Raw genomic sequence first — 24,363 nt, forward strand, 5'->3', positions numbered from 1 at the left:
GCCTGAGTGCGGCACCGTCAAAGCGTCATGGCTTGCTCCCGGCCCCGTCACCCGTCATGATTGATCTGCAGATTGGACTTCTTCGAGGCGCCGTTGCTGGCCTGCCAGGAGAGGCGGATGTCCAGCCGGTGGTAGTCGTCTTCCTTGCGTGCCGTGACCTTGAGGTGCAAAAGCCCCCTGGGTGCCAGGCGGATTTCGCCGTGGTCATCGGAGAAGGACAGCACGCCCTTGGCCAGCCCCTTGGTGATGGCCTTGAGGATGTCCTGGGCGCCCTTGATGCTCTGCAGGGATTCGTGCCGGAAGAGGTTCTTTTCGGTCTTCATGACGATGCAGCCTTTGACTTGGGGGACGACGCCCGTGAGGTGGCGGCGGCGAGGTCGTGCGCCGGGTCGAAGACCCTGGCATGCGGGTAATCATTGCTGATGCCGATCACCTGCCCCGCCGGGTGAATGATGGTAGCGCCCATGCCCGAGCCCGCCAGGCCTTCCTTGCGCCGTGAGTGGCGATCCAGGGTGATATCGCCGTCGAGGTGCAGCATGCCGGAGCGCATCCGCCACTGCTGGCCGCGGGTGAGGTTGATGTGGCCATGCACCACCACCTGCAGGCCCTGCTCGTGCAGGCGCGCCATCCCGGGTTCGGTCAGGGGAAAGTCGACCGAGCGATACTTGGTGCGCAGGGTGTTGGCCAGGGCGCCGTAATAGAAGCCACAAGGGTCCTCGACCACGGCCCTGTCGAAACGCCGGTTGAGCCCCGCCACGCCCTCCGCGGCGATGATCCCGGCGACCTCGTCATCGAGTCCGGCATGCACGAACAGAAAAGCGCCTTCGCGATGGGCCAGGCACATGCGCTGGAAGAACCAGGCGAACTCGCCCTTGGGATGCAGAAAGAGCTCGCGCAGCTTGAGGGCGGCCGCGTAGACCTGACGCAGCGACAGGCCAGCCTTGTCGCAGGCGGCTTCGAAGTGGCCGACCTTCTTGCGCAGGCGGGCCAGCTCCTTGTCGATGGCCCCTTCGGGCATGACGCTCTCGGCCTGCGCCGGAAAGGTCTCGAACCAGGAGTCGCGGGGGAACAGACGACGCCGGCAGACCTTGTTCGAGGGAATCCCGGAAAGCGCGTTGGCCCGGTCGTCCAGGTACTCGGCATGGACCTCCTGCAGCAAGGGGATGACCTTGTGGCCCATGCGCACGAAAAGGTGTTCGGTGCGCGGCGAGCGTAGCCGTTCCAGCGCCATCAGGCCCATCAGCAGCCGCATGTCGTGGTTGCCGGCGAGCAGGGTGACCCGGGCACCGCTGTCGATGAGTTGCTGCAGGCTGCGCAGCATGGCCAGGTTGCTGGGCCCCTTGTCGAGGCAGTCGCCGCCGATGATGAAGCGCCCCTTGCGGCCCGGCCTGGTCAGTGTGAAGTCGCCGAGGCCGGGGCCGCTCTTGCTGACACCGCCGCTGGCCACCAGCGAGGCCTCGAAGGCTTCGGCGTCGGCATGCGGATCGGAGATAAAGAAGACGCGCCGCGCCGGCCAGCTCGCGGCGTTGCCGGCCAGGGCCTGCTGGAGGCGACCCGGCGCGTCATCGGGCGTCCAGACCTCCGCCCGGGTCGGCAGGGCATGCGGCAGCCAGTCGGCCCCCTGGTAGCGCGGCAGATGCCGTGACAGCCGGCGCGTGGCAGCGGACGCTGCCTTCTTGCCGCCCCTTTTGCCCGCCTTCTTGTCGACCTTGCGGTCAGCCTTGTGGTCGGCCTTCTTGCTGGCTTTGCCTTTCGCCATGCGCGGGCTCCGGAAAACGCGAAATGGGTCCAACCGAGCAGCGTATTGCAACCGGATGACGAGGCCATGACAGTCACCCCGGGGTGCGCGACTCAGTCGGCGTGAGCGTCGTCACGCTGGCGTACCTTCCAGTGGCCGGCGATGTGACGCCAGCCGCCATCCGCCAGGCGCTCCACCAGCACCGGGCTGGCGTGATGCATGCTCAGGCGGGGAATATCTTCGGCCGCCAGCACGCCGAGATGATGGGCGGCATGACGAAAGGCCGCGCCATGGCCGACGAACAGCTTGACGCTATCCATTGATGCCTCCTCGGCCAGGGCCTGCATGCGGGTCTCGAGGTGTCGGGCGACGCGTTCGCCGGCCGTCATCAGGGACTCGGCGCCCGGCAGCGGCAGGCAGAAATGCGGATTCGATTTCCAGTCCTCCGGCAACTCCCCGCAGCGCGGATCGGCGGCCACGACCCGGCGGATCTGTTCGGCGCTCAGATTGGCGGCCGTGCCCAGGCCGCGTTCGGCCAGTGCCATGAAGCTCTCGACCCGCAGGCCGGGAGACGCCGTGGCCAGGCCGTCACGCAGGTAGCCGGCCGTCTGCCAGGCACGCAGCAGTGCTGAGCTGTCCACCACCTCGGCCAGCTGCCAGCCTTCCGCCTGGAGCAACTCGTAGAGCATCCGACAGGCCGCACGCGCCTGGCGCCGGCCGAGCTCGGTCAGCGGGAAGGGCTGATGAGCGCTGGGCGTGTCCGGCAACTGCTGGTAGTCACCATGCCGGATCAGCGCCGCAATGGTGCGTGGCGACGTCATGCCGGCCCCTCGGCCTGCAGGCGTTCGATCAGCGAGCGCAGCTCGACCACCAGCGAAGGCTGTTCGAGGTGCTCGGTGGCCGCTGCGGCGGGCAGCCAGCGCCGCGTTCGCTGGGGCTCCTCGCGGTGCTGCTCGGGCAGCTGGTCATCGACGCGCATGGCGAACAGCGTCACCCCACAGCGGGCGCCCCACTTGGCATGCGGGTAATGGCCGGGCGTCACCTCGGCGATCTCGCCGCTGATGCCGGCTTCCTCGCGGGCCTCCTTGAGGGCCGATTGCGCCGCGCTCAGGCCGGGCTCGACGATGCCCTTGGGCAGGCTCCAGTGGCGATTGCTGCTGGAGCCGATCAACAGCACCTCGAGCTGGCCATCACGCCAGCGAAACGGCATCACGGCTGACTGGGTGTAGTAGTAGGCCGGCCGCGGACGCCGTTCGATGCCGTCGGGCGTGGCGAAGACGAAACCTTCGGGCAGGGTCTTGGCCCGCTGCACTTCCAGCAAGCGGGCGTTGCCGGCGGTCAGGGACGACCAGCTGCCCTCCACCGCCAGCCGCACCAGGGTGGCGGTGGGCAGGCGCTTGCCGTCGTCGCCCTCGGGCAGCGGGTCGGGCAGCAGCCAGTCGGCGAACTCTTCCAGTGCCGGATTGTGGCCCACCACCATCAGCCGCTCGACCTCGTCGCCACTGGCGGCAACCAGGCGCGCCAGCTCCTCCGCATCGGCCTCGTAGAGGCTGGGCTCGAGTGTCACCTCGGCTGCCGTGCGGCCCATGGCCTTGGCACACTTCTCGGCGGTGGCTCGCGCCCGCTCGGCCGGCGAACTGAGTATGCGTTGGGGCACAAGCTCATACTCGGCCAGCCAGTCGCCGATGCGCTGGGCACCGAGCTTGCCGCGCTTTTTCAGCGGACGCTGGAAATCACTGACGGGCTTCGACCAGTCGGACTTGCCGTGGCGCAGGAGGAGGAGTTCTCGGGTCATGCCGGGCGCTCCATCAAGGGCTTGAGATGATCTTCGACGAGGGCGGCAAAATCGACGCCACCCCTGACAGCGTAGACGGGTGTCGTCGCAAGCAGGTCCTGATAGGGCTCGGCATTGAGCGTCTCGCCATCGGCCTGAAAGCTGCCATCCGGTGCCTGATAGAAGGGCCCCGGCGACTTCATGACGGCGGCCAGCAGCTCGGGGTGCTGCCGCGGGTCGATGCGCCTCATGGTCAGCGGCTGCGCCGCGTCGCGCTGCCAGTCGAGGATGACCAGGGCCCCCAGCGGCGCCCGCGAGACGCTGCGCTCCGGGCCGTAGATATCAGACACGGGCACATCGTACTTCTCCTCCAGCGACCACAGCTCGGCGCTGGACAGCGTCCGCAGGGCCGCCCGACGCGCCTCCGGCAACAGCTCCACCAGGCGGGGGTTGTGCAAGGCGGTGCCGGGGTTGATGCGCGGCTGCTTGGGCACGCCCGCGGCCTGCAGGGCCTCGCCCTGGCGCTTGAGGAAGAGCCGGTCATTGGTCAGAAAGCGCGCCCCGGGGATGTCCATGGCGTGCAGCATGGCGGTCGACTTGCCGCCGCCGGAGAAGCCGGCGATGGCCACCGCCCCACCGGCGCCGACCAGCGCGGCGGCATGACAGACCTGCCAGCCACGCTGCTGAAGATGGTTCATGGTCTGGGCGAGGATGAAGTTGATCACCTGGTTGTCATGCGCCAGGCAGGGGCCGGCGGCCATGCGTTGATCGGCACTCTGCAAAAAGACCAGGCCGGTGCGCACCTTGCGCACCAGTCGCCCGCCCGGCAGGTCATGATAGCTGTCCTTGCGCCCCTGCTTGCCGGGCTCCCGAGACCAGTCGATGAAGTCGACCGCCAGGGCCGGCGGCGCCCCCTCGATGATCTCGAGGTCGAGACACTCCGGCGGGGCCTCGGCGGCGTCACACCGGCAGTGCGCGAAGTACTCGCCCAGGCGCTCGAGCATGGCCGGCGAATTGCTGCGCAGGCGCAGGCTGCAGTCGCCCATGGCCAGCACCAGCGGCGCCTCGAGCAGGCGCGCCTCGCCACGCAGTATCTCGGCATATCCCGCCGGGCAGGCGTTCGGCACGCTCATAGCTGGCTCAGCACGTGGTCGAGGTAGGCGCCGGCGGCATCGATGCCCGCCCCCTCCAGGGCGCCACGGAAGCCGCCGAAGGCCGAGACCTCGAAGACGATCGGGCCGTCGGGCGTCTCCGCCACGTCCACGGTGGTGAAGTCCAGTCCGAACGGCGCCTGGGCGCGGGTGGCCAGGTCGATGAGCGAGGCGTCCGGGGTAAAGGCCTCATAGCGGCCCCCGCTGTGGATGGTGGTATTCCAGCTCGCGCCATCCTGTGGCACCCGCGCATAGGTGCCGAGGTAGTGACCACCGACAAACACCATGCCCAGATCGCGACCGGGCAGTTCCACCCGGCGCTGCAGGTAGAGCATAGGATTGTCGCGCTGAAAGGCCGCCACTTCGGCCCGCAGCATCTCCTCGGGCTGGTCCGCGGAGATCACGCCCATGCCGCGCGCCTTGGTCGAGAACAACGGCTTGAACACCGCCTCGCCATAGCGCTGTACGGCGCGGCAGGCGCTATCGAGATCCTCGGTGATCAGCGTCTCGGGCATGGGGATGCCGGCCTGGTGCAGCGTCAGGGTGCCATCCAGGCGATTGATCAGGCCGCGCATCTTCTCGGGCCCGCTGAACACGCGCACGCCGCGCGCCTCGGCCATGCGCAGCAGCTCCAGGCGATCCAGCGTCGCCGGGCTGTACTCGGCGCTGATCTTCTTGACGATCAGCGCATCCAGCTCGCCGATGTCGCGGCCGTCATGCTCGAGACGGCCGCTGGCCAGGTCGAGGCTGACACGCTGCAGGTCGATCACCGCGCGAAAGCCGGTGCGCTGCTCGATGGCATCGGCCAGCACTTCCGTGGACCACTTTCCGGGGATACCGACCACACCGATCCTGGGGTTAGTCAACGAAAATCTCCTTCAGGGGCAGTCGGAAACGGTCCGCCTTGTCGAGGTCGGCCGCCAGGACCCGCTCGAGCAGATAGCGGGCACGCAGGAACATGGCATTGGCCAGTGACGGGTCGAGGATGAAACGCGTCGAGGTGGCGAAGGAACGCGCCAGCCCCAGCGCCAGCCGCAGCTCGAAGGTGGTGTCGCCCTGGCTGACGGCGTAGCGACGCGCCACGCGATAGAACTCCCGGGCCAGGCCCATGATGCGCTGACGCAGCGGGACATCGCGGATCTGCAGGCGGTAGTTGGAGACCATGAACACCGAGACATCCTGCACGTAATCCATGTAGCTGGAGCGATGCAGATCGATGAAGTTGATGCGTCGCTCCAGGGGGTCATAGATGATGTTGTCGACGTTGAAATCGCCGTGAATATACACCGAAAACGGCGCCGGCAAGTCGGCTTCCCGGCGCCTGGCACGCGCCACCAGGTCATCGAAGGCCAGCAGCTCGACCCCGCACAGCGAGGCGCCACTGTTCCTGAATTCCGGGTGAATCTTGTAGACCTCGTCGAGGCGCTTCTCGAGCTGCTGCATGTAGCCCGCCGCCACCGACTGGGCGGTCCAGGTCTCGCGCCATACCGACTTGAGAGTCCGGGTCAGGCGCTGGAGGGCGTCATCGAGCAGCTCGGGTGACTCATTGAGGAGGATGTTCTCGAAGGTCAGCCCCGGCAGATGCTCGATGAGCAGGGCCGCGGACTGCCCGCGTTTCCTGTAGGAGAGAATCTTCGGCGCCAGGCCCGGGTAGATCTCGTGCCAGCTCTCGACGCCCTGGCGCTCTTCCTTGACCTTGCGCTTCAGGCCGTCCTTGAAGACCGCCACATAGTCGTCGTCATCGCCGTTCGAGATGCCCGAGATACGGCTGCCGGAACGCGTCTCGGCAATGGGCGCCAGGCTGAGTTCATCGCCCTCGCCCGCCGCCAGCTCCTCGACCAGCGACTGAAGGGAATAGTACCGCTCGAAGTTCACCGACTGGCCGAGGTTGGCCGAGATGATGACTTCACTGAGGTGGCGCAGCACGTCGCCCATCTGCTGGCTGATCTGGGCCACGAACAGCGCCCGCGTCAGGTCCTCGGTGTTGTTGTCGGGCTTCTTGAGAGCCGCCACGCCCTCGTCGATGCGCTTGCGGGCCCGTTTCTGCAGCTTCTCCTGCAGACGCCCGACTTCCAGGGCACGCTGGGTGTCGCTGTCGAGCAGGGCCGTCTCGACCTGGCCGATGCCCGAGCGCACCAGCTCGATCATGGCGTCGAAGGCGGCCGGCGACAGCGCCGACAGGTCGTCGACACCGCCGAGCTGACGGATACTGGCGCGGCCAAGCTCGGTCAGACGGTCGAGATCGGTGGCCACCATCTCCAGGCTGCGCAGGACGCGGCGCCGGGCCTCGCCGGTCTTCTTGCGCGACAGCAGGCGCACGCACTCGGCGTGAATGCGCATCTTGAGATTGCGCGCATAGCCATCGCGATCAGACACGCGCCGAGCAATGGCCGCGCTCGGAGCTTCCAGGAAGGCCTGCAGATTGGCCAGTTGCGAGTCGACCTCGACACACAGGAAACGCAGGTTGTCCTGCAGGCCTTCAGGAAGTCGCGAGGTCATGAAACTCGCCCATGTAGAGTGGCCCGCTCGGGGCCGCGGAAGAGATCCCGGACGCCAGCACCTCCGGCAACACCTCGCCCAGATAGGCCGGCGAGAAGCGACAGTCCGGCAGCGACGCCACCGGCAGCCAGGCGACACCGGTCTGGCGCTTGTCGGGACTGGGGCCGTTGTGCGGCACATAGTCGGCCGCTACCCGACAGCGGAACAGGAAGTCCACCTGGTGGCGCCGGGTGGGCGGGTCGCTCTGCTTGAGCTTGAAATAATCGCTGACGCGCAGCAGCTCGGGGGCCAACACCTCGCAGCCGATTTCCTCGCGACATTCGCGCTGCAGGGCCTCGAGCAGGGTTTCACCGGTCTCCTGGCCACCGCCCGGCAGGGCATGGAGGCCGCCCTGCTTGTGCAACAGCAGTAGATGCGAGTCGCGCACAATCAACGCCCTGGCCGCATTGCGCACGCCGGGGATCAGCTCGGCCATACTCGGGTCACTCGAACTTCAGCGGGACCTCCAGCATGCCACATTTCAGATGACATTTGCGTTAAGACCGGCAGCGGCCGGGAGCCGACAAGGGCGACAAGCCCAGCCAAAACAGGCACTCTATTCGCCAGGAGACGATCAAGAGAAGGGTCGATGGCATGACCAACATCCGCGTCACCCGCACCGCGCAGATTCCCGATCCACTGCGGGTTCAGCGCTATCAGAAGGCCCCCGAGCTGGGCCCGCCGCTTCTCTTCTTCAGCGGCGGTTCGGCGCTCAACGGCCTGTCCCGTCGCCTGCAGCATTACACGCACAATTCGATCCATCTGGTCACGCCCTTCGATTCCGGCGGCAGCTCGGCCAAGCTGCGCGAGGCCTTCGCCATGCCGGCCATCGGCGACCTGCGCAGCCGGCTGATGGCGCTGGCCGATGACTCCATACTGGGGCACCCGGAAGTCTACCGGCTGTTCACCCATCGGCTGTCCGCGGAGGCCAGCCAGGCCACGCTGCTGGCCACCCTGGACGAGCTGATTGCCGGCCGCCATTCACTGGCGGCGGACATCCCCAACCCCATGCGGCGGTTGATCTGCAATCAGCTCGGCTTCTTCCGCGAGGCCATGCCCGAGGACTTCGACCTGCGTGGCGCCAGCATCGGCAACCTGATCCTGGCCGGCGGCTACCTGAACAACCATCAGCAGCTCGACCAGATCATCTTCCTGTTCTCCAAGCTGGTGCATGTGCGCGGCACGGTGCGCGCCGTGGTCAACAAGGACTATCACCTGGCGGTCACCCTCGCGGATGGTCGCCGGGTGGTCGGCCAGCACCGCATCACCGGCAAGGAAGTCGCCCCCTTGAGCTCCCCCATCGCCCACCTGGCGCTCTCCGCCAGCCGCGATGAATTCGTGCCCGTCAGCGCCGGCCTGCGCAAGAAGAACCGCCGTCTGATCGCCTCCGCGGAGCTGATCTGCTACCCGCCGGGCAGCTTCTACTCCAGCCTGCTGGCCAACCTGCTGCCGGAGGGCGTCGGCCGGGCCGTGCATGCCAACCCCTGCCCCAAGGTCTTCATCCCCAACTCGAGCCCCGACCCGGAATTGACCGGCATCGACCTGGCGCAGCAGATCACCATCCTGCTCGACACCCTGCGCCGCGATGTCGGCGCGGACTGTCCGGCCCATGAACTGCTGGACTTCGTGCTCCTCGACAGCCGCCACGGCGACTACACCGGCTCGCTGTCCGCTGATTTCGTCGAGTCGCTGGGCATCACCCTGATCGACACCCGGCTGGTCAAGGACGCCTCGGCCTCGCGCTACGACCCGGACCTGCTGGCGACCGCCCTGCTGTCGCTGGTCTGAGAGGCCGGCGGTCCCGCGACCGGCTCCGCTCTGTTACGCTCGCCCTGTGTTCAAGAGCGGATAGCAGACGTCATGGCAGGCAACTCCAGCAAGCGGCGCCCCTATCAGGTGGCGGAGACCATCAAGGACTGGATCGTCGAGCAGCAGCTCAAGCCCGGCGACCGTCTGCCCGGCGAGGCAGAACTGATGGCACAACTCGGGGTATCGAAGGGCACGGTGCGCGAGAGCACCCGCGTGCTGGAGGCCCAGGGGCTGGTGAAAACGCGCACCGGCCCCGGCGGCGGCGCCTTCGTGAGCGCCATGAGCGAGTCCCGGGCCATCTCGCTGATGAGCCATTACCTGTTCTTCCAGGACATCTCGATCCACGACATCTACCAGATTCGCCTGGCCCTGGAGCCGGGGCTCGCGGCCTCGCTGGCGGGTCGTGTCGGCGCGGATGACATGGCACGCCTGCGCGCCAGCCTGCACAGTTATGCTCACACGGCCTGTGATGCCGAAGAGGAGCGCCAGCAGCACATCGACTCGCTGGACTTTCACCTCATGCTGGCCGAACTATCCGGCGGCAATCCGCTGCTGAGCTTCATCATCCGCTTCACCACCCAGATCCTCTCGGACCTGACGATCTATCGTCGCCTCTACGAGCCGGCCACCCATGACCTGGGCACGACCGGCTGCCGCTACCACGCCGATATCCTCGACGCTATCGAGGCCGGTGATGCCGAGCAGGCCCGGCGCATCATGCACGAGCACCTGGAATCGGCGTTGACGGTCATGAACCGCCAGGAGGCGCAGGTGCGTAGAGGGTTTCTGTCAGAAGCTTAAAAAGCACATCCGTCACGATCAACGTCAAACTCGTTCGCGCATGCCCTGCAGGAAGGCCATGATGACGCGCGTCGCGGCATCGGCGTCATCGGCGGTGATCGCCTCGTCGGGGTGGTGGCTGAGGCCGTCGCGGCAACGCACGAACAACATGCCGATATCGGTCAGGTCGTGCATCGCCAGGCCATCATGCCCGGCGCCGCTGAACAGGCGCTCGGCCGGTTGGCCGCAGGCGGCGCTCGCCGCTTCCAGGGCCTCGATCATCCAGTCCGCGCAATCCACCGCCTCGGCGCTGTAGGTCTGCTCCAGGTCGAGCGCCAGCCCACGCTGCTCGGCGATCCCGGTGAACGTGGATAACAGGCGATCGCGGCCGGCCTTGCGGACCTCGGGATCGGGAGAGCGCAGCTCCAGGGTGAAGGTCACCTCGGCGGGGATGACATTGACCGCATTGGGTCGCACCTCGAGCTTGCCAACCACGCCGACCAGGTCATCGGTGGCGTTGAGCACTCGGTCGGCCTCCACCACCATGGCCGAGGCACCGACCAGCGCATCGCGACGGCCCGGCATGGGCGTGGTGCCGGCATGCCCGGCCTTGCCGGTGAGCGTGACGCGATGACGCTCGATGCCGGTCAACGCGGTGACCACGCCCACGGCATGATCACGCTGCTCGAGTACCGGCCCCTGCTCGATATGCACCTCGCAGAAACCCAGCACCCGCTCGGGGTCCCGGGCCAGGGCCGGGATGGCATCGGGGTTACCGCCGAAATCGCGCAGCGCCTCGGCCAGGCTCACGCCCTCGGCATCCGTGGCCTGTAGACTCTGGGCGTCCAGAGTGCCGGCCAGGGCGCGGCTGCCGATCAGCGTCGACTGGAAGCGTGTACCCTCCTCGTCGCCGAAGGCCACGACCTGAACGCCATAGGGCAGCTCGATCCCCTGCTCGCGCAGCGCCTTGAGTGCCATCAGCGGCAGGGCCACGCCCAGCATGCCATCGTACTTGCCGCCCTCGACGACCGTGTCCTGGTGGGAACCCAGAATCAGCGTCGGCTCACCGGCCGCTGCCCGCGGGCAACTGCCTACCAGGGTGCCGGCGGCATCCAGCTCGGGTTCCAGGCCGGCCTCGCGCATCCAGCCGCGGATCAACTCGAGTACCGCCTGATGCTCCCGGCTGCAGAACAGCCGGGTCACGCCCGGCCCGGGCAGGGAGTGTTCGCCGGCGGCATCCAGCCAGGCCAGCAGCTCATGCCCCAGTCGGGCATCTTGCTCATGCATCGACATCATCATCTCCAGACCGGGCCCCGGCCATCGGCGGGGCGCGGCAAGCATTGTCGTGATACCGGCGGCGAGCCGACATCAGTGGTGAGGCAGGGAGCCCAGGAAGGCCTGAAAATCCGCGGCCTCGACGCGCCCGGCCAGAGCACGCATCTCGGCCACCGGATCGACATCGGCCCAGTCCAGGCGCAGGTCGATCGGCGCCGTGTGGAATGACTCGATGCGCAGGGCCACCGAGCGACAGCCGCGGACATCGCCGCCGGCGGCCAGCCCGGCCTCCAGGGCATCGATCAGGGCGCCGAGCAGGGCGCTGTCGTGGTGGTCTCGAAACACCGGGGAACGGCCTTCGGCCAGCACCGCCTGCGGGTCATCACAGGTCGCGACCAGAAACGCCTCGACCATGGCCCCGGCCACGCGATCATTGGCCAGCATGTTGCCGGCCGCCGCCACACCCGGGTAAAGCGCGGCGGACAGGGCCGGCTGGTTGGCCGTGCCGGTGTGCAGTTCCGCCCGGCCGGAGGCCTCCATCACCAGGCACTGGCGTCTGGCGGCATCGGCATCCGCCGCGGTGACATCGTCCAGCACCTGCCGAGCGCTCAGACCGCCCTCGAGCCCCCGTCGGATGGTTTCCGGATACCAGGGGTTGGTGGCCAGCCCCTGGGTGGCACAGGCCCCGATGCCCCGCCAGCAGTGGTTGACGTAGCCGCCCACCGCCACACTCCCGGTGGCGGCGAGACAGGCGGAGGTCCCGGTCTCGGGGTTCAGGTGCACCAGCGATAGCGTCATGCTCAATAGCCCACCAGATGGCCGATGATCAGACCACCCCAGCACAGCAGGTAGACCATGGCCATAAACGGCATGATGGCCTTGAGCCACTGCGCATAGGACACCCGCCCCAGGGCCAGCATGGCCAGGGTCCCGCCGGAAGTCGGCACGATCAGGTTGGTCAGGCCGTCACCCACCTGGAAAGCGGTGATCATCAGCTGGCGGCTCATGCCCACCAGGTCGGCCACCGGTATCAGGATCGGCATGGTCACCAGTGCCTGACCGGAACCGGACGGCACGAAGAGGTTGATCACGCCCTGGACGACACTCGCCATGACCGCGGCGAACATGATCGGGATGCCCTCGATCAGGCCGCTCAAGGAGTTGACGATGGTGTCGATGATCTGCGCCTGCTCGAGGATCACCTGGATCGACGCCGCGACCCCGATGACCAGCGCCCCGGCGGTAACACCGGCCGCGCCTTCCATCATCTGCTTGACGATGCCGTTGGCACCGAGGCCATTGATGGCACCGATGACAATCGCCAGCAGCAGGAAGATGCCGGCGATCTCGTTGATGTACCAGCCGGCCATGAAGACACCGAACAGCATGGCCACCAGACCACCGACGAAGACGCCCAGGGTCAGCCAGTCGCGACGGCTCATGCGATAGTCACTGAGGTGCTTGCTGAGCGTTTCGGCATGCGGCGACTCTTCGAAGTCCATGCGCGTGACCCGCTTGCAGATGTACAGCGACAGGAGCGCCAGCGAGGTGACCACCATCAGGGTACGCAACCAGGCGCCGGAAAAGGTCGGCAACTCGGCAATGCCCTGGGCCACGCCCACGGTATAGGGGTTGATCGGTGACAGCGCGAAGCCGACGCCGATACCACCGACGGCCATGGCCGTGCCCACCAGGCTCGAGCAGCCGATGGCACTGGCGATCAGCACGGCGATCGGCACCAGGGCAATGTTGTTCTCGAAACCCACGGCAACGCCGAAGAAGCCGTAGATGAAGGTGCCCACGGTGATGATCAGGTTACGTCGTTCGACGCCGACGCGGCGCACCGCCACACCGATGGCATTCTCCAGCGCCCCGCTCTTCTGCAGGATATGGAAGAGCCCACCGGCGATGAAGACGATGAACAGATACTGCGAGGCCGAGATCAGCCCCTTGGGAATGGCCACGAAGATATCGAAGGGATGGATCGGCGCCACATCCTTCAGATAGTGGAAGGAACCCGGCACCACGGTGGTACGGCCATCGCGCATCACGCGCTCGAACTCGCCGGCCGGAATGAAGAAGGTCAGCACATAGGTGGCGACCAGGATCAGGAAGATCAGCACCATGGGGTCGGGGACCGTCCGGTACCACGGTTTGCGCGCCTGCTGCGCCTGGGCTTGCTGGTTCATGACGTTGTCCTTGTTATAAGTCAGACAGGGGACGAATGACCGGCCGCGGGCGCGACAGCCCTCAGGCAAGCCGCAAGGCGACCGGCACCCGGTTCAATTTATCATGATAAATAGTCGGGTCAATACGCCCTGCCAGACAACTGCCAGCGCGCTATGCCTCGCCGGTCGAGGCAAGCTCCTCGATGATGAAGCTTTCCATGGCCTTGGCAGCCGGCGATAGGCTGCGCTGGCTCATGCGCAGCAGGCCGATTTCGCGCTCGACAAAAGGCCCCAAGGAAAGAATGCTCGGGGCCTGGATGTGAGCGGCCGTCAGACTTGTGCGGCCCCGCCGTCAGCGAAGACCTCACTACCGGTCATGAAGCTGCTTTCATTCGAGGCAAGAAAGAGCGCCACCGCCGCCGTCTCCTCGGGGTGCCCGGTACGACCGAGAGGTATCTGCGAAGCAAGACCCTCCAGCAAAGCATCTTCCTCGCCCGCACTTGCCAAGCCCTTGAGGCCGGGTGTCTCGGTGGCGCCGGGAGAGAGCACGTTTACGCGGATGCCTGTCCCTCTCAGGTCCAGGGCCCAGCTTCGGGCAAAATTGCGGATTGCCGCCTTGGTCGCGCTGTAGATGCTGAACGCCGGTGTTCCCGTCGAGCCGGTAGTCGAACCGGTAAGAATGATGGATCCTCCGTCCTGCATAAGCGGCAGAGCCTTTTGCACCGTGAATAGTGCTCCCTTGACATTGACATCGAAGGTCAAATCGAACGACGCCTCGTCGATGGTGCCAAGCGGAGCCAGGCTTCCAAGCCCGGCATTGGCGAAGAGAATGTCTATTCGTCCGCTTTTCGCACGCACCGTCTCGAACAGCCGCTCAAGATCGTCCAGACGCGAAACATCGCCCTGCACCGCGGTCACTCCGGAGCCGATCGCCTCTACCGCTCTGTCCAGCTCTTCTTGACGACGACCAGTAATGAAAATTTCGGCACCTTCCGCCACAAACCGTTTGGCCGTCGCCAGACCGATACCGCTGTTGCCGCCGGTTATGACGGCGATTTTACCTTCAAGCCTACCCATCTCGATCTCCTGAAAAATGATAACCGCTTCGAAATAGAGAATAGAGACTTGATTTCCTTTATTAAAGTATGCACCTTTTAGTAAGTACTTACTGGAGCATGCGAAATGACAACATCTGGCTTTATCTGTGGGCTGGACGCTGCGTTGGCTGTCATCGGTGGCAAGTGGAAACCCTTGATCCTGTTCCACCTTGCCCACCAAACGCGACGTTATGGCGACCTGAGGCGCGCCATCGGCAATGTCAGTGACAAGGTGCTCATTCAGCAACTCAAGGAATTGGAGGCTGATGGGATCGTCGACCGGCTCGACTTCAAGGAAATTCCGCCAAGAGTCGAGTATTCCCTCACTGCGTTCGGTCAGACCCTCGCCGAAGCCTTGAAACCGCTCTGCGCCTGGGGAACGGAGCATATGACCGAGGTCGAGAAACTCATGTCACAACGCTCGGTACCGCGACCGTCGAGGTGATGCTCAACCCCGACGGCCTGAAAGAGCCTCCCACTCCGACCACCAATCCCCAGGTTATGCGGATTGAGGATTCGCTTGGCCACCGCCAGCCCTTCCCGACCGATGTCGGTTGCACGGTAGAGCTTGCGGTGGGTGCTTCCCTGGTACTCTTCCCGGGAGGTCAGATACCCCTTGCGCTCCACGAAGTGACGGATGGCACGCCACGGATCAGGTCCGGCGGTAGTTGGAAGATATAGTAAGGGTTGATCTGCGCCAGTTCGCTAACCCGGTCAAGACGGCCCTGCTGTTCGGGGCTGAGCATGATATCGAGAGCAGCAATATTCTGGGATAGTTGGGCAACGCGACTGGCACCGACTAATACGCTGGAAACGCCAGGCCGATTGACGACCCAGGCCAGCGCCACCTCAGCCATCGAGCGGTCTATCTCCTGAGCCACGTCGCGCACCACGTCGACGACATCGAAGTTGCGCTTGGTAAATAGCATTCCACCGAAAGGGTTGTCGCCGTTCAGACGGCCATCGTTGCCTTCCTGCGCCGCACCCGCCTTGTCCGGTAGTCCTCCTTCACGGTGCGACTCGGCAAGCATGTCACGACCATATTTGCCGCTGAGGAGGCCACCGCCCAGTGGGCTCCAGGGCACCATACCAAGCCCGAACTCGTTACCGGCAGGCAGGATGTCGAGTTCGATGCCCCGTTCGATAAGCGAGTATTGATACTGCAGACCGACCGGCGCGGGCAGCCCGTGTGCCTGGGCTAACGTGGCGATTTTGGCGATATACCAACCAGGCGTATTCGAGAAACCGTAATGAAGGATTTTTCCACTCCGCTTCGCATCGACCAGCGTTTGCAGCAGCTCTTCTGCGGGCGTGTACCGATCCCACACATGAACCCAGAACATGTCGATATAATCGGTGCCCAGTCGCTTGAGAGAACCCTCCAGCCCAAGGCGGATATTCTTCGCGCCACTCCCGCCGGAATTGGGCGCCCCCTGAGTGCGGGAAAAGCCGGATTTCGTCGAAATCACCAAGCTGTCTCGCAGGCTTCTTTCGGCAATGAAACCGCCTAACATCTTTTCGCTCTGGCCATCTGAATAGACATCTGCCGAATCGACAAAGTTACCGCCAGCTTCGATGTAGGCATTGAACACGTCGCGTGATGCTTCCTCTCCTGTCCCCCAGCGACCAGTACCAAACGTCATGGTGCCCAGCGCCAGCGGACTCACTGCAAGCCCCGAATTTCCCAACATACGGTAATGGGTTAAATCCATGTTTTTTCTCCTATAGCGATTAACGTCTCGCTCGCACCATAGGGTAATCGTCGTGTGACGACTAGATCTGGCAAATGCATGAACTTGTGAATAGAATGCAGCAATGCAGCGACGAGAGCTCAATGATCTTCTGGCCTTTGCGACCGTGGCACGCGAACGCAGCTTCACTCGTGCCGCCGCCCTTCTGGCCATGTCCCCTTCCGCCCTCAGCCATGCCATGCGCGGGCTCGAGGATCGCCTAGGTGTTCGCTTATTAGCGCGCACCACGCGCAGCGTTGCCCCGACCGAGGCCGGCGAACGCCTGCTACGCTCACTCGACCCGGCGTTGGCAGAAATAGAGGGTGGCCTGTCCGCACTGGCCCAGTGGCGCGAATCGCCTTCGGGAACCATCCGCATTACCACCTTTGCCCATGCAGCGCAGATGATTCTGGAGCCCGTGCTACCCACCTTTCTACTTAACAATCCGGATGTTCAGGTGGAGGTGAGCATAGAGAACGGGTTGACCGATATTGTGGCCGCAGGGTTTGATGCAGGCATCCGCTTTCGTGAGACGGTTGAGAAGGACATGGTTGCCGTCCGCGTTGGGCCGCAGATGCGCACGGTGGTGGTGGGCACACCGGACTACTTCGCACGACACCCCAAGCCCCGGACACCGGCAGACCTGAAACGCCATCGCTGCATTGGCTTCCGGCTCGCGACATCCGGCGGTCTATTACCCTGGGAATTTGAGCACAATGGTCGGGAGTTCAAGATACACACCGACGGCCCGCTGATTGTTAATGAAGCACCGCTCGCAGTAGCGGCGGTTAGAGCCAGCGCAGGCCTCGGCTATCTGCTAGAGCATGATGTGGCCGACGACATCGCTTCTGGGCAATTGATCCAGGTACTCGCTGAGTGGTGCCCCACCTTCCCTGGCTACTATCTCTACTACCCAAACCGCCGCCACATACCCGTTGCGCTACGCGCCTTGATTGACGCTTTAAAGTCTCATTGATAGCGGTCTCAATGACCGAGTGCAACACATGACCCATCAGGTGCGGTGTTGCCATGCCTCACTGCTATCGCCACCTCTCTGCTGAAAACCGAGCCACCATCATGATGGTGCGAGCCAGCCATTCGATCCGCGCCATCGCCAGAGCGTCGAAGACTATCTGGATATCGCCGCCGACGAAGGACTGGCCGCGGTACGCGACGCTCGGCATCGCATCTTGACGAATCAGGGCGAGTTCATCTTCAAACACAGCGGCATCGGCCGCGAACTCGGCCCCTGGGGGCTTGCCGCCTACCCGGAGGTCAAGCACCTGATCGGGCCGGCTGACTGACGACCATCGATCATGTAGAACGAACGTCTCTCGAAGCACAACGCCGAACGCCAACGCTATGGCGTCGATCCGCTTTTCGAGTCCGATGCGATAGCTGTCGGCCAAGGAGCAGTCAAACTCAGCGGCCGACCTCGGAGATCGGCCGCTCCCCAAGGGTTTCGATAACGAACGCTTCCATGGCCTTGGCAGCCGGCGAGAGACTGCGCCGGCTCATTCTCAGCAAGCCGATTTCACGCTCGACGCAGGGACTCGCCAAGGGAATGAAGCGCAGGCGCTCGTATTCCTCGGCGAATGCCAGGCGCGGCAGGATGGTCACGCCGATCCCGGCCACCAGCATGGCGGTCAGCGAGATCATGTTGGAGATCTCGAAGGCACTGCGAGATAACAGCGGCTCGGCCTCCGTGCCCGCCAGCAGACGGGATGTCCCGTTGCGAATCAACACCTCGTCCTGCAGCTCCTCCCAGCCCAGCGAGGACCGTTCCGCAAAGGCGTGATCATCGCGGCATACCACCCCGACGGCATCGCGCATCAGCGGCCTGAACGAGAGGTCGGCATCGGCCTGCCAGAGACTGGTCAGCCCCAGCTCGACATCGCCGCTGACCACCAACTGCCGGACAAAATCCGCATTGCCGTCCTGCAGGCTGACCCTCAGGGCAGGATGGCGCTGAATGAAGTCATTGAGCAGATGCGGCATCAGACGGCTGGCCACCGAAGGCACAGCCGCTATGTCGACATGTCCGGCCTGATGGTGGACCTGGGCGGCCAGCTCGCGGCTCAGGCGATCATGCTGGGTGATCAGTTCGCGGAAACGCGGCAGACAGTAGGCACCGAAAGGCGTCAGTGTCGCCTTGCTGCCTTTCTCGAACAGGGACTCGCCCAGCTGTCGCTCGAGTTCGCGTACCGCCATGGAAATCGCCGGCTGGGTGCGATGCAGCTGGCGAGCGGCGGCATGGAAGCCGCCGGCATCGACAATCGCCAGCACATAGCGCAGGGGCTGGATCTTGAGCTCGGGAAGCATGGCACCCTCACAAGGTAACAAAGACTTATCAAAGCATTTTAATTATTGATTATTCTTATCCTTAACGCTTGCTTAGCATGATGGCAACGTTCAAAGGAGGTTCTTCATGTCTCACCTTCACGCTCTCTATATCAACGGCACCTGGGTTGAAGGCCAGGACAGCATCGTCAATATCAACCCGTCCGACACCAGCGACGTCATCGGCCAGTATGCACAGGCCACCAGCGACCAGGTCGGCGAGGCCATTCAGGCGGCCCGCCAGGGGCTGGCCGAGTGGCGCCAGAGCGGCCTGGAGCAGCGCTACAGCGCCTTGATGGCCATCGGCGACGAGCTGATCGCGCGCAAGGATGAACTGGGCCGGCTGCTGTCGCGTGAAGAAGGCAAGGCACTGGCCGAGGGTGTCGGCGAGGTCTACCGCTCCGGTCAGTTCTTCCGTTATTACGCGGCCGAAGTGCTGCGCCAGATCGACGAGCGGGTCGACTCCGTGCGCCCGGGCATCGAGGTGGATACCCGCCGCGAGCCGGTGGGCATCGTCGGCATCATCAGCCCCTGGAACTTTCCCATGGCCACCGCCGTATGGAAGATCGCGCCGGCCCTGGCGTTCGGCAATGCGGTGATCTTCAAGCCCGCCAATCTGGTGCCGGCCAGTGCCTGGGCACTGACCGAGATCATCAGCCGCCAGACCCTGCCCGCCGGCACCTTCAACCTGCTGATGGGCGCCGGCAGCAGCGTCGGCGATGCCCTGATCTCCAGCCCCGACATCCACGCCCTGAGCTTTACCGGCTCGCTGGACGTGGGCCGCCGCGTGGCCGCCGCCACCGCCGGCAACCTGGTCAAGTGCCAGCTGGAGATGGGCTCCAAGAATGCCCTGATCGTGGCCGACGATGCCGATCTGGACTTGGCCGTGGAAGCCGCCTACGCCGGTGCCTATTCCGGCACGGGGCAGAAGTGCACGGCCTCCTCGCGGCTGATCGTCACCGAGGCGGTGCATGATGCCTTCGTCGAGAAGCTGGTCGCCAAGCTGCAGACCATTCGCGTCGGCCATGCGCTGGAAGACGGGGTGCAGATGGGTCCGGCGGTGGATGCCCGCCAGCTGGAGTCGAATCTTGCCTGGGTCTCCCGCGCTCAGCAGGATGGCGCCCACCTGGCCTTCGGCGGCGAACGCGTCGAGTGCGACACCGATGGCTATTTCATGGCGCCGACCCTGTTCACCGAGACTACCAATGACATGCCGCTCAACCGCGAGGAAGTCTTCGGGCCCATTGCCAGCGTGATCAAGGTGCGCGATTACGAAGAGGCCATCAACACCCTCAATGACACCCAGTTCGGCCTGACCGCCGGCATCATCACCGACTCTCTCAAGCTGGCCAACGACTTCAAGGCGCGTGCCGAGACCGGCTGCGTGATGGTCAACCTGGCCACCGCCGGCACGGATTACCATGTGCCCTTCGGCGGCCGCAAGAACTCCAGCTTCGGCCCGCGCGAGCAGGGTCGCTATGCCCGCGAGTTCTACACCGTGGTCAAGACCAGCTACGTCAAGCTTCAGTAAGCCGCGCCGAGGAGTTCATCATGTCGCAGGAAAGATTGATCATCGACGGCCTGCAGTACTCCAACTGGTCGCGGGAGATTTTCGAGCAGATGCGCGAGGGCGGTGTGGACGCCGTCCACGCCACCCTGGTGTACCACGAGAACATCCGCGAAACGCTGCTGCGCATGGGTGAGTGGAAGCGCCGCTTCGAGGCGCATGGTGACCTCATCATGCCGGTCCGCGAGGCCGCCGATATCCAGCGGGCACGCCAGGCGGGCAAGGTGGGCATCTTCTTCGGTGCCCAGAACTGCTCGCCCATCGAGGATGACATCGACATGGTCGCGCTGATGCGCGACCTGGGGCTGCTGATCATGCAGCTGACCTACAACAATCAGAGCCTGCTGGCCTGTGGCTGCTACGAGAGTGACGACAGCGGCATCACGCGCTTCGGCCGCCAGGTCATCCGCGAGATGAACCGTGTCGGCATGATCATCGACATGTCGCACAGTGCCGAACGTTCGACCCTGGAGGCCGTGGAGTTCTCCGAACAACCGGTCATCATCTCGCACGCCAACCCGAGCTTCTTCCGCGACGCCAAGCGCAACAAGTCCAATCGGGTGCTCGAGGCGATTGCCGAGTCGGGCGGCCTGCTCGGCTTTTCGGCCTACCCCTTTCACCTTAAGAACGGGCCGGACTGCAGCCTCGAGGACTATTGCGACATGATCGCGCGCACCGCTGATCTGATGGGCATCGAGCACCTCGCCATCGGCACCGACCTGTGCCAGGGGCAACCCACCTCGGTGCTGGAATGGATGCGCAACGGCCGCTGGTCGCGCGACATGGACTACGGCGAAGGCAGCCAGCACAACGCCGGCTGGCCCGAGCCACTGGCCTGGCTGCGCGACAATCGCGACTTTCCCAACCTGATCGACGGACTGCGCCGACGCGGCTTCGATGAGGCATCGATCGATCGCATCATGGGGCAGAACTGGCTGGCGCTGCTGAAGAATGCCGCTGTGCCAGCCCCAAGGGAGGCTGCGGCCTGACGCCGGGCCAGGGCCTCGCACCTGATCGGCGAACAACAGCTTGACTGACAACAACAAGGCCCCTGGGGCCCACAGCAAAAGGCTGGAACCATGACACAACAAAACGCCAATTCTCACGCCTCGTCCAGCGCACAGCGTCGCCTGGGCGATCCCATCGTGCTGACGCTGAGCATCGGCTTCATTCTGCTGTTCGTCGGCCTGTCCCTGTATGACATCGAGATGGTCGCCAACGCCATCGGCAACGGCTTCGCCTGGACGGCACGCACCCTAGGGGCCTACTTCCAGTTGCTGCTGCTGATCACCTTCTTCGTGGCCATGGGCGTGGCCTTCGCGCCGGCAGCCAGCGCCAAGATCGGCAATCTCGACAAGCCCGAACTGAGCACTTTCAAGTGGCTCTCGATCATCATGTGTACCCTGCTGGCCGGCGGTGGCGTCTTCTTCGCCGCTGGTGAGCCGGTCTATCACTTCGTGGTCACACCGCCGGCCTTTCCCACCGAGGCCGGCACGCCAGAGGCCATCGCCGGCGCACTGGCCCAGTCGTTCATGCACTGGGGCTTTCTGGCATGGGCTGTGCTCGGCTCACTGACCGCCGTGGTGCTGGCCCATGCCCATTATGACAAGGGCCAGCCACTGCAACCGCGCACCCTGCTCTATCCGGTACTGGGCGAGCGCATCATGAGCGGCTGGTTCGGCGGCGTGGTCGATGCCCTGTGCGTGATCGCCGTGGTCGCCGGCACCGTCGGCCCCATCGGTTTTCTGGCCACCCAGGTCAGTTTCGGCCTGCATGACCTTTTCGGCATGGCGGAAGGCTTCGCTACCCAGTTGATCGTGTTGGTGGCCCTGGCTGCCGTCTATGTCACCTCGGCGATGACCGGTATTCAGCGCGGCATTCAGATCCTCAGCCGCTTCAATGTCTTCCTGGCCCTGGTCATCGCTGCAGTCATCTTCGTGTTCGGGCCCACGCTCTTTTTGACCAACGCCTTCACCCAGGGCTTCGGTACCTACCTGACCTCCTTCTTCACCATGGCGACCATGACCGCCGAAACCGCACCCGCCTGGTGGATGAAGTGGTGGACGGTGTTCTTCTTCGCCTGGTTCATCGGCTATGGCCCGCTGATGGCGATCTTCGTGGCGCGCATCTCGCGGGGCCGTACCATCCGCCAGATGATCCTGGCCGTGGCCGTCATGGCGCCGATCGCCACCACGGTCTGGTTCACCCTGCTGGGCGGCTCGGGGATTCACTATCAGCTCACCGGCGCCATCGACCTCACCGAGGCCCTGAACAACTTCCAGTTCGACGTGGCCACTCTGACCGTGGCACAGGCCCTGCCGGGCGGCACCGTCATGGCACTCGCGATTCTGCTGCTGACCACCATCTTCGTGGCCACCACCGGCGACTCGATGAGCTATGCGATTGCCGTGGTGGGCTCCGGGCATGATGAACCCAACGCCCTGGTGCGTGCCTTCTGGGGCATTGCCATGGCGCTCATGGCGGGCATCCTGTTGTACATGGGGTCCGGCCAGATCAGCGTGCTGCAGCAGTTCATCGTGCTGACCGCCATTCCCGTCTCGCTGGTGCTGCTGCCATCGCTGTGGACCGGCCCGCAGGCGGCCTATGCCATGGCACGCGCCCAGGGCCTTTCCGCTCGACGTGTGCTGGACCATGACCATGCTTGATGTCACCACGGCCGGCGCCACCCCGGTGGCGCTGCGCCCTGCCGATGAAGCGATGACGCTCGAGCGCCTGGGCAGCCTGCATGCCAGTCGGCTCAGCTTCGTGCGTAGCCTGGTACGCCAGATGGCGCACCAGCGCTGGCAGGTGAGCTGCGCGCGTTTCGACCTGGATGCCGCGGGCCATGGCGTGGCCATCTACCGCCTGCAGACGCCCCAGGGCCGTTACCACGGGGTGATCTTCTCCCAGCATCTGGAGCCGGAGCAGCGCTCCGACCGGGTCATCGCCCAGGCCTGGGACGTGACCTTCGGCCTGGTGGAAGGCGATGTCCACGACGGGCTGCTCGAGCAGATGGCCGCCAATGTTCCTCTGCAGGAAGCCGGCCGGCAGCACCCGCGCCTGCTGGTGCTGTCGCGCGCCAATCGTAGCCTGCGCAATTTCGCGCACTTCGTCGAGGCCCTGTCCAGCGGCCGCCAGCCGGACTCCGGCCAGATCACCCGGGTCGGCTACCTTTACCGAACCACCGCCGTCTACGGCAATGGCAAGTTCGGCATCGCCGACTTCGTGCGCCTGCAGAACAACGCCGACTTTCACCGCCCCTTCTCGGCGCAGATGATGGCGGTCTATCTGCTGCGCCACTTCTCCATCGAGCAGGTCGAGCATATTGCCCGTCACCAGAGCCCAGATGACGCCGTGCCATTGGCCCGCGAACTGCGGCGTTATCTGGGCATCGGCAACTCCACCGGGCTCGGCATGGCGCCCTTCCTGATCAATCATCCGCAGTTGATCCAGCAGTGGATCACCTGTCGTGAAAGCGCCCTGATGACTGCGCTGCGTCAGGCCCCTGATGAAGACCGGCGCCAGCGCCTGCTGACACTGACGCGACGCGCCATGCAGCACCTGGAGCAGACGGTCAGCGAGGACATCGAACAGGGTGAGCGCAACGCGCAGACCGTGGCGGCCCTGCCCGAGGTCATTGCCTGGCTGGAAGAAATGCCGCTGGAGGACGACCTCTGGCAACAGCTGACAGCCTGGAGTGCTCGCACTTTACCGTTCGAGACCCAGGAGCTGATTCATACGCTACTGATCGAGCTCTACCCCGAGCGGGTCGACTATCTGGAAGACCAGATGGGCGTCATCGAGCGCATGGAAATGACCCCGGACATGCCCCTGGTGCGTCTCAAGCAGTTGATCGAGACCCACTACGACTGGGCCCTGAACGAGGACTTCACTACCCCGGAAGCCCGCTACTGGTTCTGGTATCGCTCGGTGGAGAAGGAAGAGCCGCGGCTGGGCGTGCGCGACCGGGAGCCGGGTGCCGAGAAGGAGCTGCATCTGGCCATTGCCCCACGGGTACAGCATACCCATGGCGTGCTGAGCGAGTTCCTCGAGGCCAATCCGCGCGCCCTGGTGGTCGAGTTCCTGATCGCGCACCCGCGCCACAAGGACATCGTGCGACGCATCCAGACCATGGTGGATACCGCCTACGGCGAAATTCGCGCCAACCTCTGGCATCGCGACATGAAGCCCATGCACCTGCTGCGCACCAAGCTGTCGTTCTTCGGCGCCAGCCGCTTCGACCCCAAGTCGGACCGCTGGGTGCGCATCACGCTGTTTCAGGGCGCCCCGCTGGTCGAGGAGCTGAATGCCGAGCCCCACGACCTCCAGGACTTCGATGACTGGAGCTTCCCGCTGGAACCCGAGTCACCGGGAGAGTCCGCCAAGGCCCGCTGAG

At 64.8% G+C, this 24,363-nt stretch carries 22 protein-coding genes and 3 pseudogenes; 10 read left to right on the plus strand and 15 right to left on the minus strand.

Annotation, left to right across the window (positions count from 1 at the left end; genetic code table 11):
• Nucleotides 1-47: 47 nt before the first annotated feature.
• The 3 genes from HHA01_RS11200 to HHA01_RS11210 all read right to left on the minus strand — a co-directional run bounded on the left by HHA01_RS11200 (nt 48) and on the right by HHA01_RS11210 (nt 2,559).
• Nucleotides 48-323 (minus strand): amphi-Trp domain-containing protein, encoded by a 276-nt coding sequence (locus HHA01_RS11200; protein WP_141320718.1) that lies wholly within the window; start codon nt 321-323, stop codon nt 48-50.
• Complete coding sequence (locus HHA01_RS11205) at nt 320-1,759, minus strand: metallophosphoesterase (RefSeq protein WP_141320719.1); 1,440 nt, start codon at nt 1,757-1,759, stop codon at nt 320-322. Before HHA01_RS11205 ends, HHA01_RS11200 begins: the two co-directional genes overlap by 4 nt.
• A 92-nt stretch (nt 1,760-1,851) precedes the next feature.
• Nucleotides 1,852-2,559 (minus strand): histidine phosphatase family protein, encoded by a 708-nt coding sequence (locus tag HHA01_RS11210; RefSeq protein ID WP_141320721.1) that lies wholly within the window; start codon nt 2,557-2,559, stop codon nt 1,852-1,854.
• Between HHA01_RS11210 and HHA01_RS15060 the strand changes: the two are divergent.
• A pseudogene (locus HHA01_RS15060) lies at nt 2,540-2,713 on the plus strand (hypothetical protein); the annotation flags it as partial. The gene HHA01_RS11210 and the pseudogene HHA01_RS15060 sit on opposite strands and share 20 nt — an antisense overlap.
• Here the strand turns inward: HHA01_RS15060 and HHA01_RS11215 are convergent.
• The 5 genes and pseudogenes from HHA01_RS11215 to HHA01_RS11235 form a co-directional block, all read right to left on the minus strand.
• Nucleotides 2,634-3,533, minus strand: a pseudogene (locus HHA01_RS11215) (histidine phosphatase family protein); the annotation flags it as partial. The pseudogenes HHA01_RS15060 and HHA01_RS11215 sit on opposite strands and share 80 nt — an antisense overlap.
• Nucleotides 3,530-4,645, minus strand: a complete 1,116-nt coding sequence (locus tag HHA01_RS11220; RefSeq protein ID WP_141320724.1) for an HprK-related kinase B — start codon at nt 4,643-4,645, stop codon at nt 3,530-3,532. The gene HHA01_RS11220 and the pseudogene HHA01_RS11215, both read right to left, overlap by 4 nt.
• Nucleotides 4,642-5,529, minus strand: a complete 888-nt coding sequence (locus tag HHA01_RS11225; protein WP_141320726.1) for a GAK system ATP-grasp enzyme — start codon at nt 5,527-5,529, stop codon at nt 4,642-4,644. The genes HHA01_RS11220 and HHA01_RS11225 overlap by 4 nt, the downstream gene beginning before the upstream one ends.
• Entirely contained in the window at nt 5,522-7,162 is a 1,641-nt protein-coding gene (locus HHA01_RS11230) for a phosphotransferase (RefSeq protein ID WP_141320728.1), read from the minus strand. Before HHA01_RS11230 ends, HHA01_RS11225 begins: the two co-directional genes overlap by 8 nt.
• Nucleotides 7,143-7,637 carry an NUDIX domain-containing protein gene (locus HHA01_RS11235; RefSeq protein ID WP_218023805.1) on the minus strand — a complete coding sequence of 165 codons (495 nt, stop codon included), beginning with the start codon at nt 7,635-7,637 and terminating at the stop codon, nt 7,143-7,145. The genes HHA01_RS11230 and HHA01_RS11235 overlap by 20 nt, the downstream gene beginning before the upstream one ends.
• A 158-nt stretch (nt 7,638-7,795) precedes the next feature.
• Between HHA01_RS11235 and HHA01_RS11240 the strand changes: the two genes are divergently transcribed.
• Both HHA01_RS11240 and HHA01_RS11245 read left to right on the plus strand, forming a co-directional pair.
• Nucleotides 7,796-8,989, plus strand: a complete 1,194-nt coding sequence (locus HHA01_RS11240; RefSeq protein ID WP_141320730.1) for a GAK system CofD-like protein — start codon at nt 7,796-7,798, stop codon at nt 8,987-8,989.
• 72 nt (nt 8,990-9,061) lie between these two features.
• Nucleotides 9,062-9,811, plus strand: a complete 750-nt coding sequence (locus tag HHA01_RS11245) for a FadR/GntR family transcriptional regulator (RefSeq protein WP_141320732.1) — start codon at nt 9,062-9,064, stop codon at nt 9,809-9,811.
• A 24-nt stretch (nt 9,812-9,835) separates the two neighbouring features.
• Here HHA01_RS11245 and HHA01_RS11250 read toward each other — a convergent pair whose 3' ends face one another.
• From HHA01_RS11250 to HHA01_RS11265, 5 genes are all read right to left on the minus strand, one after another.
• Nucleotides 9,836-11,077: a M20 family metallo-hydrolase gene (locus HHA01_RS11250; RefSeq protein ID WP_141320734.1), complete on the minus strand. Its 1,242-nt coding sequence runs from the start codon at nt 11,075-11,077 to the stop codon at nt 9,836-9,838.
• An 81-nt stretch (nt 11,078-11,158) separates the two neighbouring features.
• On the minus strand, nt 11,159-11,863 hold the full coding sequence (locus HHA01_RS11255; RefSeq protein WP_141320736.1) for a DUF1028 domain-containing protein: 705 nt from the start codon (nt 11,861-11,863) through the stop codon (nt 11,159-11,161).
• A 2-nt stretch (nt 11,864-11,865) separates the two neighbouring features.
• Complete coding sequence (locus HHA01_RS11260; protein ID WP_141320738.1) at nt 11,866-13,254, minus strand: YfcC family protein; 1,389 nt, start codon at nt 13,252-13,254, stop codon at nt 11,866-11,868.
• 151 nt (nt 13,255-13,405) lie between these two features.
• Nucleotides 13,406-13,528, minus strand: a complete 123-nt coding sequence (locus HHA01_RS15015; protein ID WP_281285697.1) for a hypothetical protein — start codon at nt 13,526-13,528, stop codon at nt 13,406-13,408.
• A 35-nt stretch (nt 13,529-13,563) separates the two neighbouring features.
• Nucleotides 13,564-14,499, minus strand: coding sequence for an SDR family NAD(P)-dependent oxidoreductase (locus HHA01_RS11265; RefSeq protein WP_246053890.1), 936 nt, complete (start codon nt 14,497-14,499; stop codon nt 13,564-13,566).
• Between HHA01_RS11265 and HHA01_RS11270 the strand changes: the two genes are divergently transcribed.
• Nucleotides 14,485-14,775, plus strand: coding sequence for a winged helix-turn-helix transcriptional regulator (locus HHA01_RS11270; protein WP_246053891.1), 291 nt, complete (start codon nt 14,485-14,487; stop codon nt 14,773-14,775). The genes HHA01_RS11265 and HHA01_RS11270 overlap by 15 nt on opposite strands.
• A gap of 160 nt (nt 14,776-14,935) precedes the next feature.
• Here the strand turns inward: HHA01_RS11270 and HHA01_RS11280 are convergent, their stop codons facing one another.
• Entirely contained in the window at nt 14,936-16,042 is a 1,107-nt protein-coding gene (locus HHA01_RS11280; RefSeq protein ID WP_141320744.1) for an aldo/keto reductase, read from the minus strand.
• Nucleotides 16,043-16,145: 103 nt separating this feature from the next.
• On the opposite strand from HHA01_RS11280, the gene HHA01_RS11285 reads away from it, so the two are divergent.
• Nucleotides 16,146-17,036: a LysR family transcriptional regulator gene (locus HHA01_RS11285; protein ID WP_141320746.1), complete on the plus strand. Its 891-nt coding sequence runs from the start codon at nt 16,146-16,148 to the stop codon at nt 17,034-17,036.
• Nucleotides 17,037-17,166: 130 nt separating this feature from the next.
• Nucleotides 17,167-17,364, plus strand: a pseudogene (locus HHA01_RS15105) (hypothetical protein); the annotation flags it as partial.
• Nucleotides 17,365-17,482: 118 nt separating this feature from the next.
• Here HHA01_RS15105 and HHA01_RS11295 read toward each other — a convergent pair.
• Nucleotides 17,483-18,382: a LysR family transcriptional regulator gene (locus tag HHA01_RS11295; protein ID WP_141320748.1), complete on the minus strand. Its 900-nt coding sequence runs from the start codon at nt 18,380-18,382 to the stop codon at nt 17,483-17,485.
• 106 nt (nt 18,383-18,488) lie between these two features.
• Between HHA01_RS11295 and HHA01_RS11300 the strand changes: the two genes are divergently transcribed.
• From HHA01_RS11300 to HHA01_RS11315, 4 genes are all read left to right on the plus strand, one after another.
• Complete coding sequence (locus HHA01_RS11300) at nt 18,489-19,931, plus strand: aldehyde dehydrogenase family protein (protein ID WP_141320750.1); 1,443 nt, start codon at nt 18,489-18,491, stop codon at nt 19,929-19,931.
• Between the two features lie 20 nt (nt 19,932-19,951).
• Entirely contained in the window at nt 19,952-20,956 is a 1,005-nt protein-coding gene (locus HHA01_RS11305) for a dipeptidase (protein ID WP_141320751.1), read from the plus strand.
• 90 nt (nt 20,957-21,046) lie between these two features.
• Nucleotides 21,047-22,633 carry a BCCT family transporter gene (locus HHA01_RS11310; RefSeq protein ID WP_141320754.1) on the plus strand — a complete coding sequence of 529 codons (1,587 nt, stop codon included), beginning with the start codon at nt 21,047-21,049 and terminating at the stop codon, nt 22,631-22,633.
• Nucleotides 22,620-24,362 carry a hypothetical protein gene (locus HHA01_RS11315; protein WP_246053892.1) on the plus strand — a complete coding sequence of 581 codons (1,743 nt, stop codon included), beginning with the start codon at nt 22,620-22,622 and terminating at the stop codon, nt 24,360-24,362. Before HHA01_RS11310 ends, HHA01_RS11315 begins: the two co-directional genes overlap by 14 nt.
• The last annotated feature ends 1 nt before the right edge of the window (nt 24,363 follow it).

The sequence above is a fragment of the Halomonas halmophila genome, assembly GCF_006540005.1.
Classification (GTDB): Bacteria; Pseudomonadota; Gammaproteobacteria; order Pseudomonadales; family Halomonadaceae; genus Halomonas; species Halomonas halmophila.

Excerpts from the sequence above, each read along its gene's own strand:
- HHA01_RS11315 (WP_246053892.1), top strand. The coding sequence starts at position 22,620 with ATGACCATGCTTGATGTCACCACGGCCGGCGCCACCCCGGTGGCGCTG.
- HHA01_RS11245 (WP_141320732.1), top strand. The coding sequence starts at position 9,062 with ATGGCAGGCAACTCCAGCAAGCGGCGCCCCTATCAGGTGGCGGAGACC.
- HHA01_RS11260 (WP_141320738.1), bottom strand. The coding sequence starts at position 13,254 with ATGAACCAGCAAGCCCAGGCGCAGCAGGCGCGCAAACCGTGGTACCGG.
- HHA01_RS11240 (WP_141320730.1), top strand. The coding sequence starts at position 7,796 with ATGACCAACATCCGCGTCACCCGCACCGCGCAGATTCCCGATCCACTG.
- HHA01_RS11200 (WP_141320718.1), bottom strand. The coding sequence starts at position 323 with ATGAAGACCGAAAAGAACCTCTTCCGGCACGAATCCCTGCAGAGCATC.
- HHA01_RS11250 (WP_141320734.1), bottom strand. The coding sequence starts at position 11,077 with ATGCATGAGCAAGATGCCCGACTGGGGCATGAGCTGCTGGCCTGGCTG.
- HHA01_RS11220 (WP_141320724.1), bottom strand. The coding sequence starts at position 4,645 with ATGAGCGTGCCGAACGCCTGCCCGGCGGGATATGCCGAGATACTGCGT.
- HHA01_RS11230 (WP_141320728.1), bottom strand. The coding sequence starts at position 7,162 with ATGACCTCGCGACTTCCTGAAGGCCTGCAGGACAACCTGCGTTTCCTG.
- HHA01_RS11210 (WP_141320721.1), bottom strand. The coding sequence starts at position 2,559 with ATGACGTCGCCACGCACCATTGCGGCGCTGATCCGGCATGGTGACTAC.
- HHA01_RS11285 (WP_141320746.1), top strand. The coding sequence starts at position 16,146 with ATGCAGCGACGAGAGCTCAATGATCTTCTGGCCTTTGCGACCGTGGCA.
- HHA01_RS11235 (WP_218023805.1), bottom strand. The coding sequence starts at position 7,637 with ATGGCCGAGCTGATCCCCGGCGTGCGCAATGCGGCCAGGGCGTTGATT.
- HHA01_RS11205 (WP_141320719.1), bottom strand. The coding sequence starts at position 1,759 with ATGGCGAAAGGCAAAGCCAGCAAGAAGGCCGACCACAAGGCTGACCGC.
- HHA01_RS11310 (WP_141320754.1), top strand. The coding sequence starts at position 21,047 with ATGACACAACAAAACGCCAATTCTCACGCCTCGTCCAGCGCACAGCGT.
- HHA01_RS11295 (WP_141320748.1), bottom strand. The coding sequence starts at position 18,382 with ATGCTTCCCGAGCTCAAGATCCAGCCCCTGCGCTATGTGCTGGCGATT.
- HHA01_RS11305 (WP_141320751.1), top strand. The coding sequence starts at position 19,952 with ATGTCGCAGGAAAGATTGATCATCGACGGCCTGCAGTACTCCAACTGG.
- HHA01_RS11255 (WP_141320736.1), bottom strand. The coding sequence starts at position 11,863 with ATGACGCTATCGCTGGTGCACCTGAACCCCGAGACCGGGACCTCCGCC.
- HHA01_RS11300 (WP_141320750.1), top strand. The coding sequence starts at position 18,489 with ATGTCTCACCTTCACGCTCTCTATATCAACGGCACCTGGGTTGAAGGC.
- HHA01_RS11280 (WP_141320744.1), bottom strand. The coding sequence starts at position 16,042 with ATGGATTTAACCCATTACCGTATGTTGGGAAATTCGGGGCTTGCAGTG.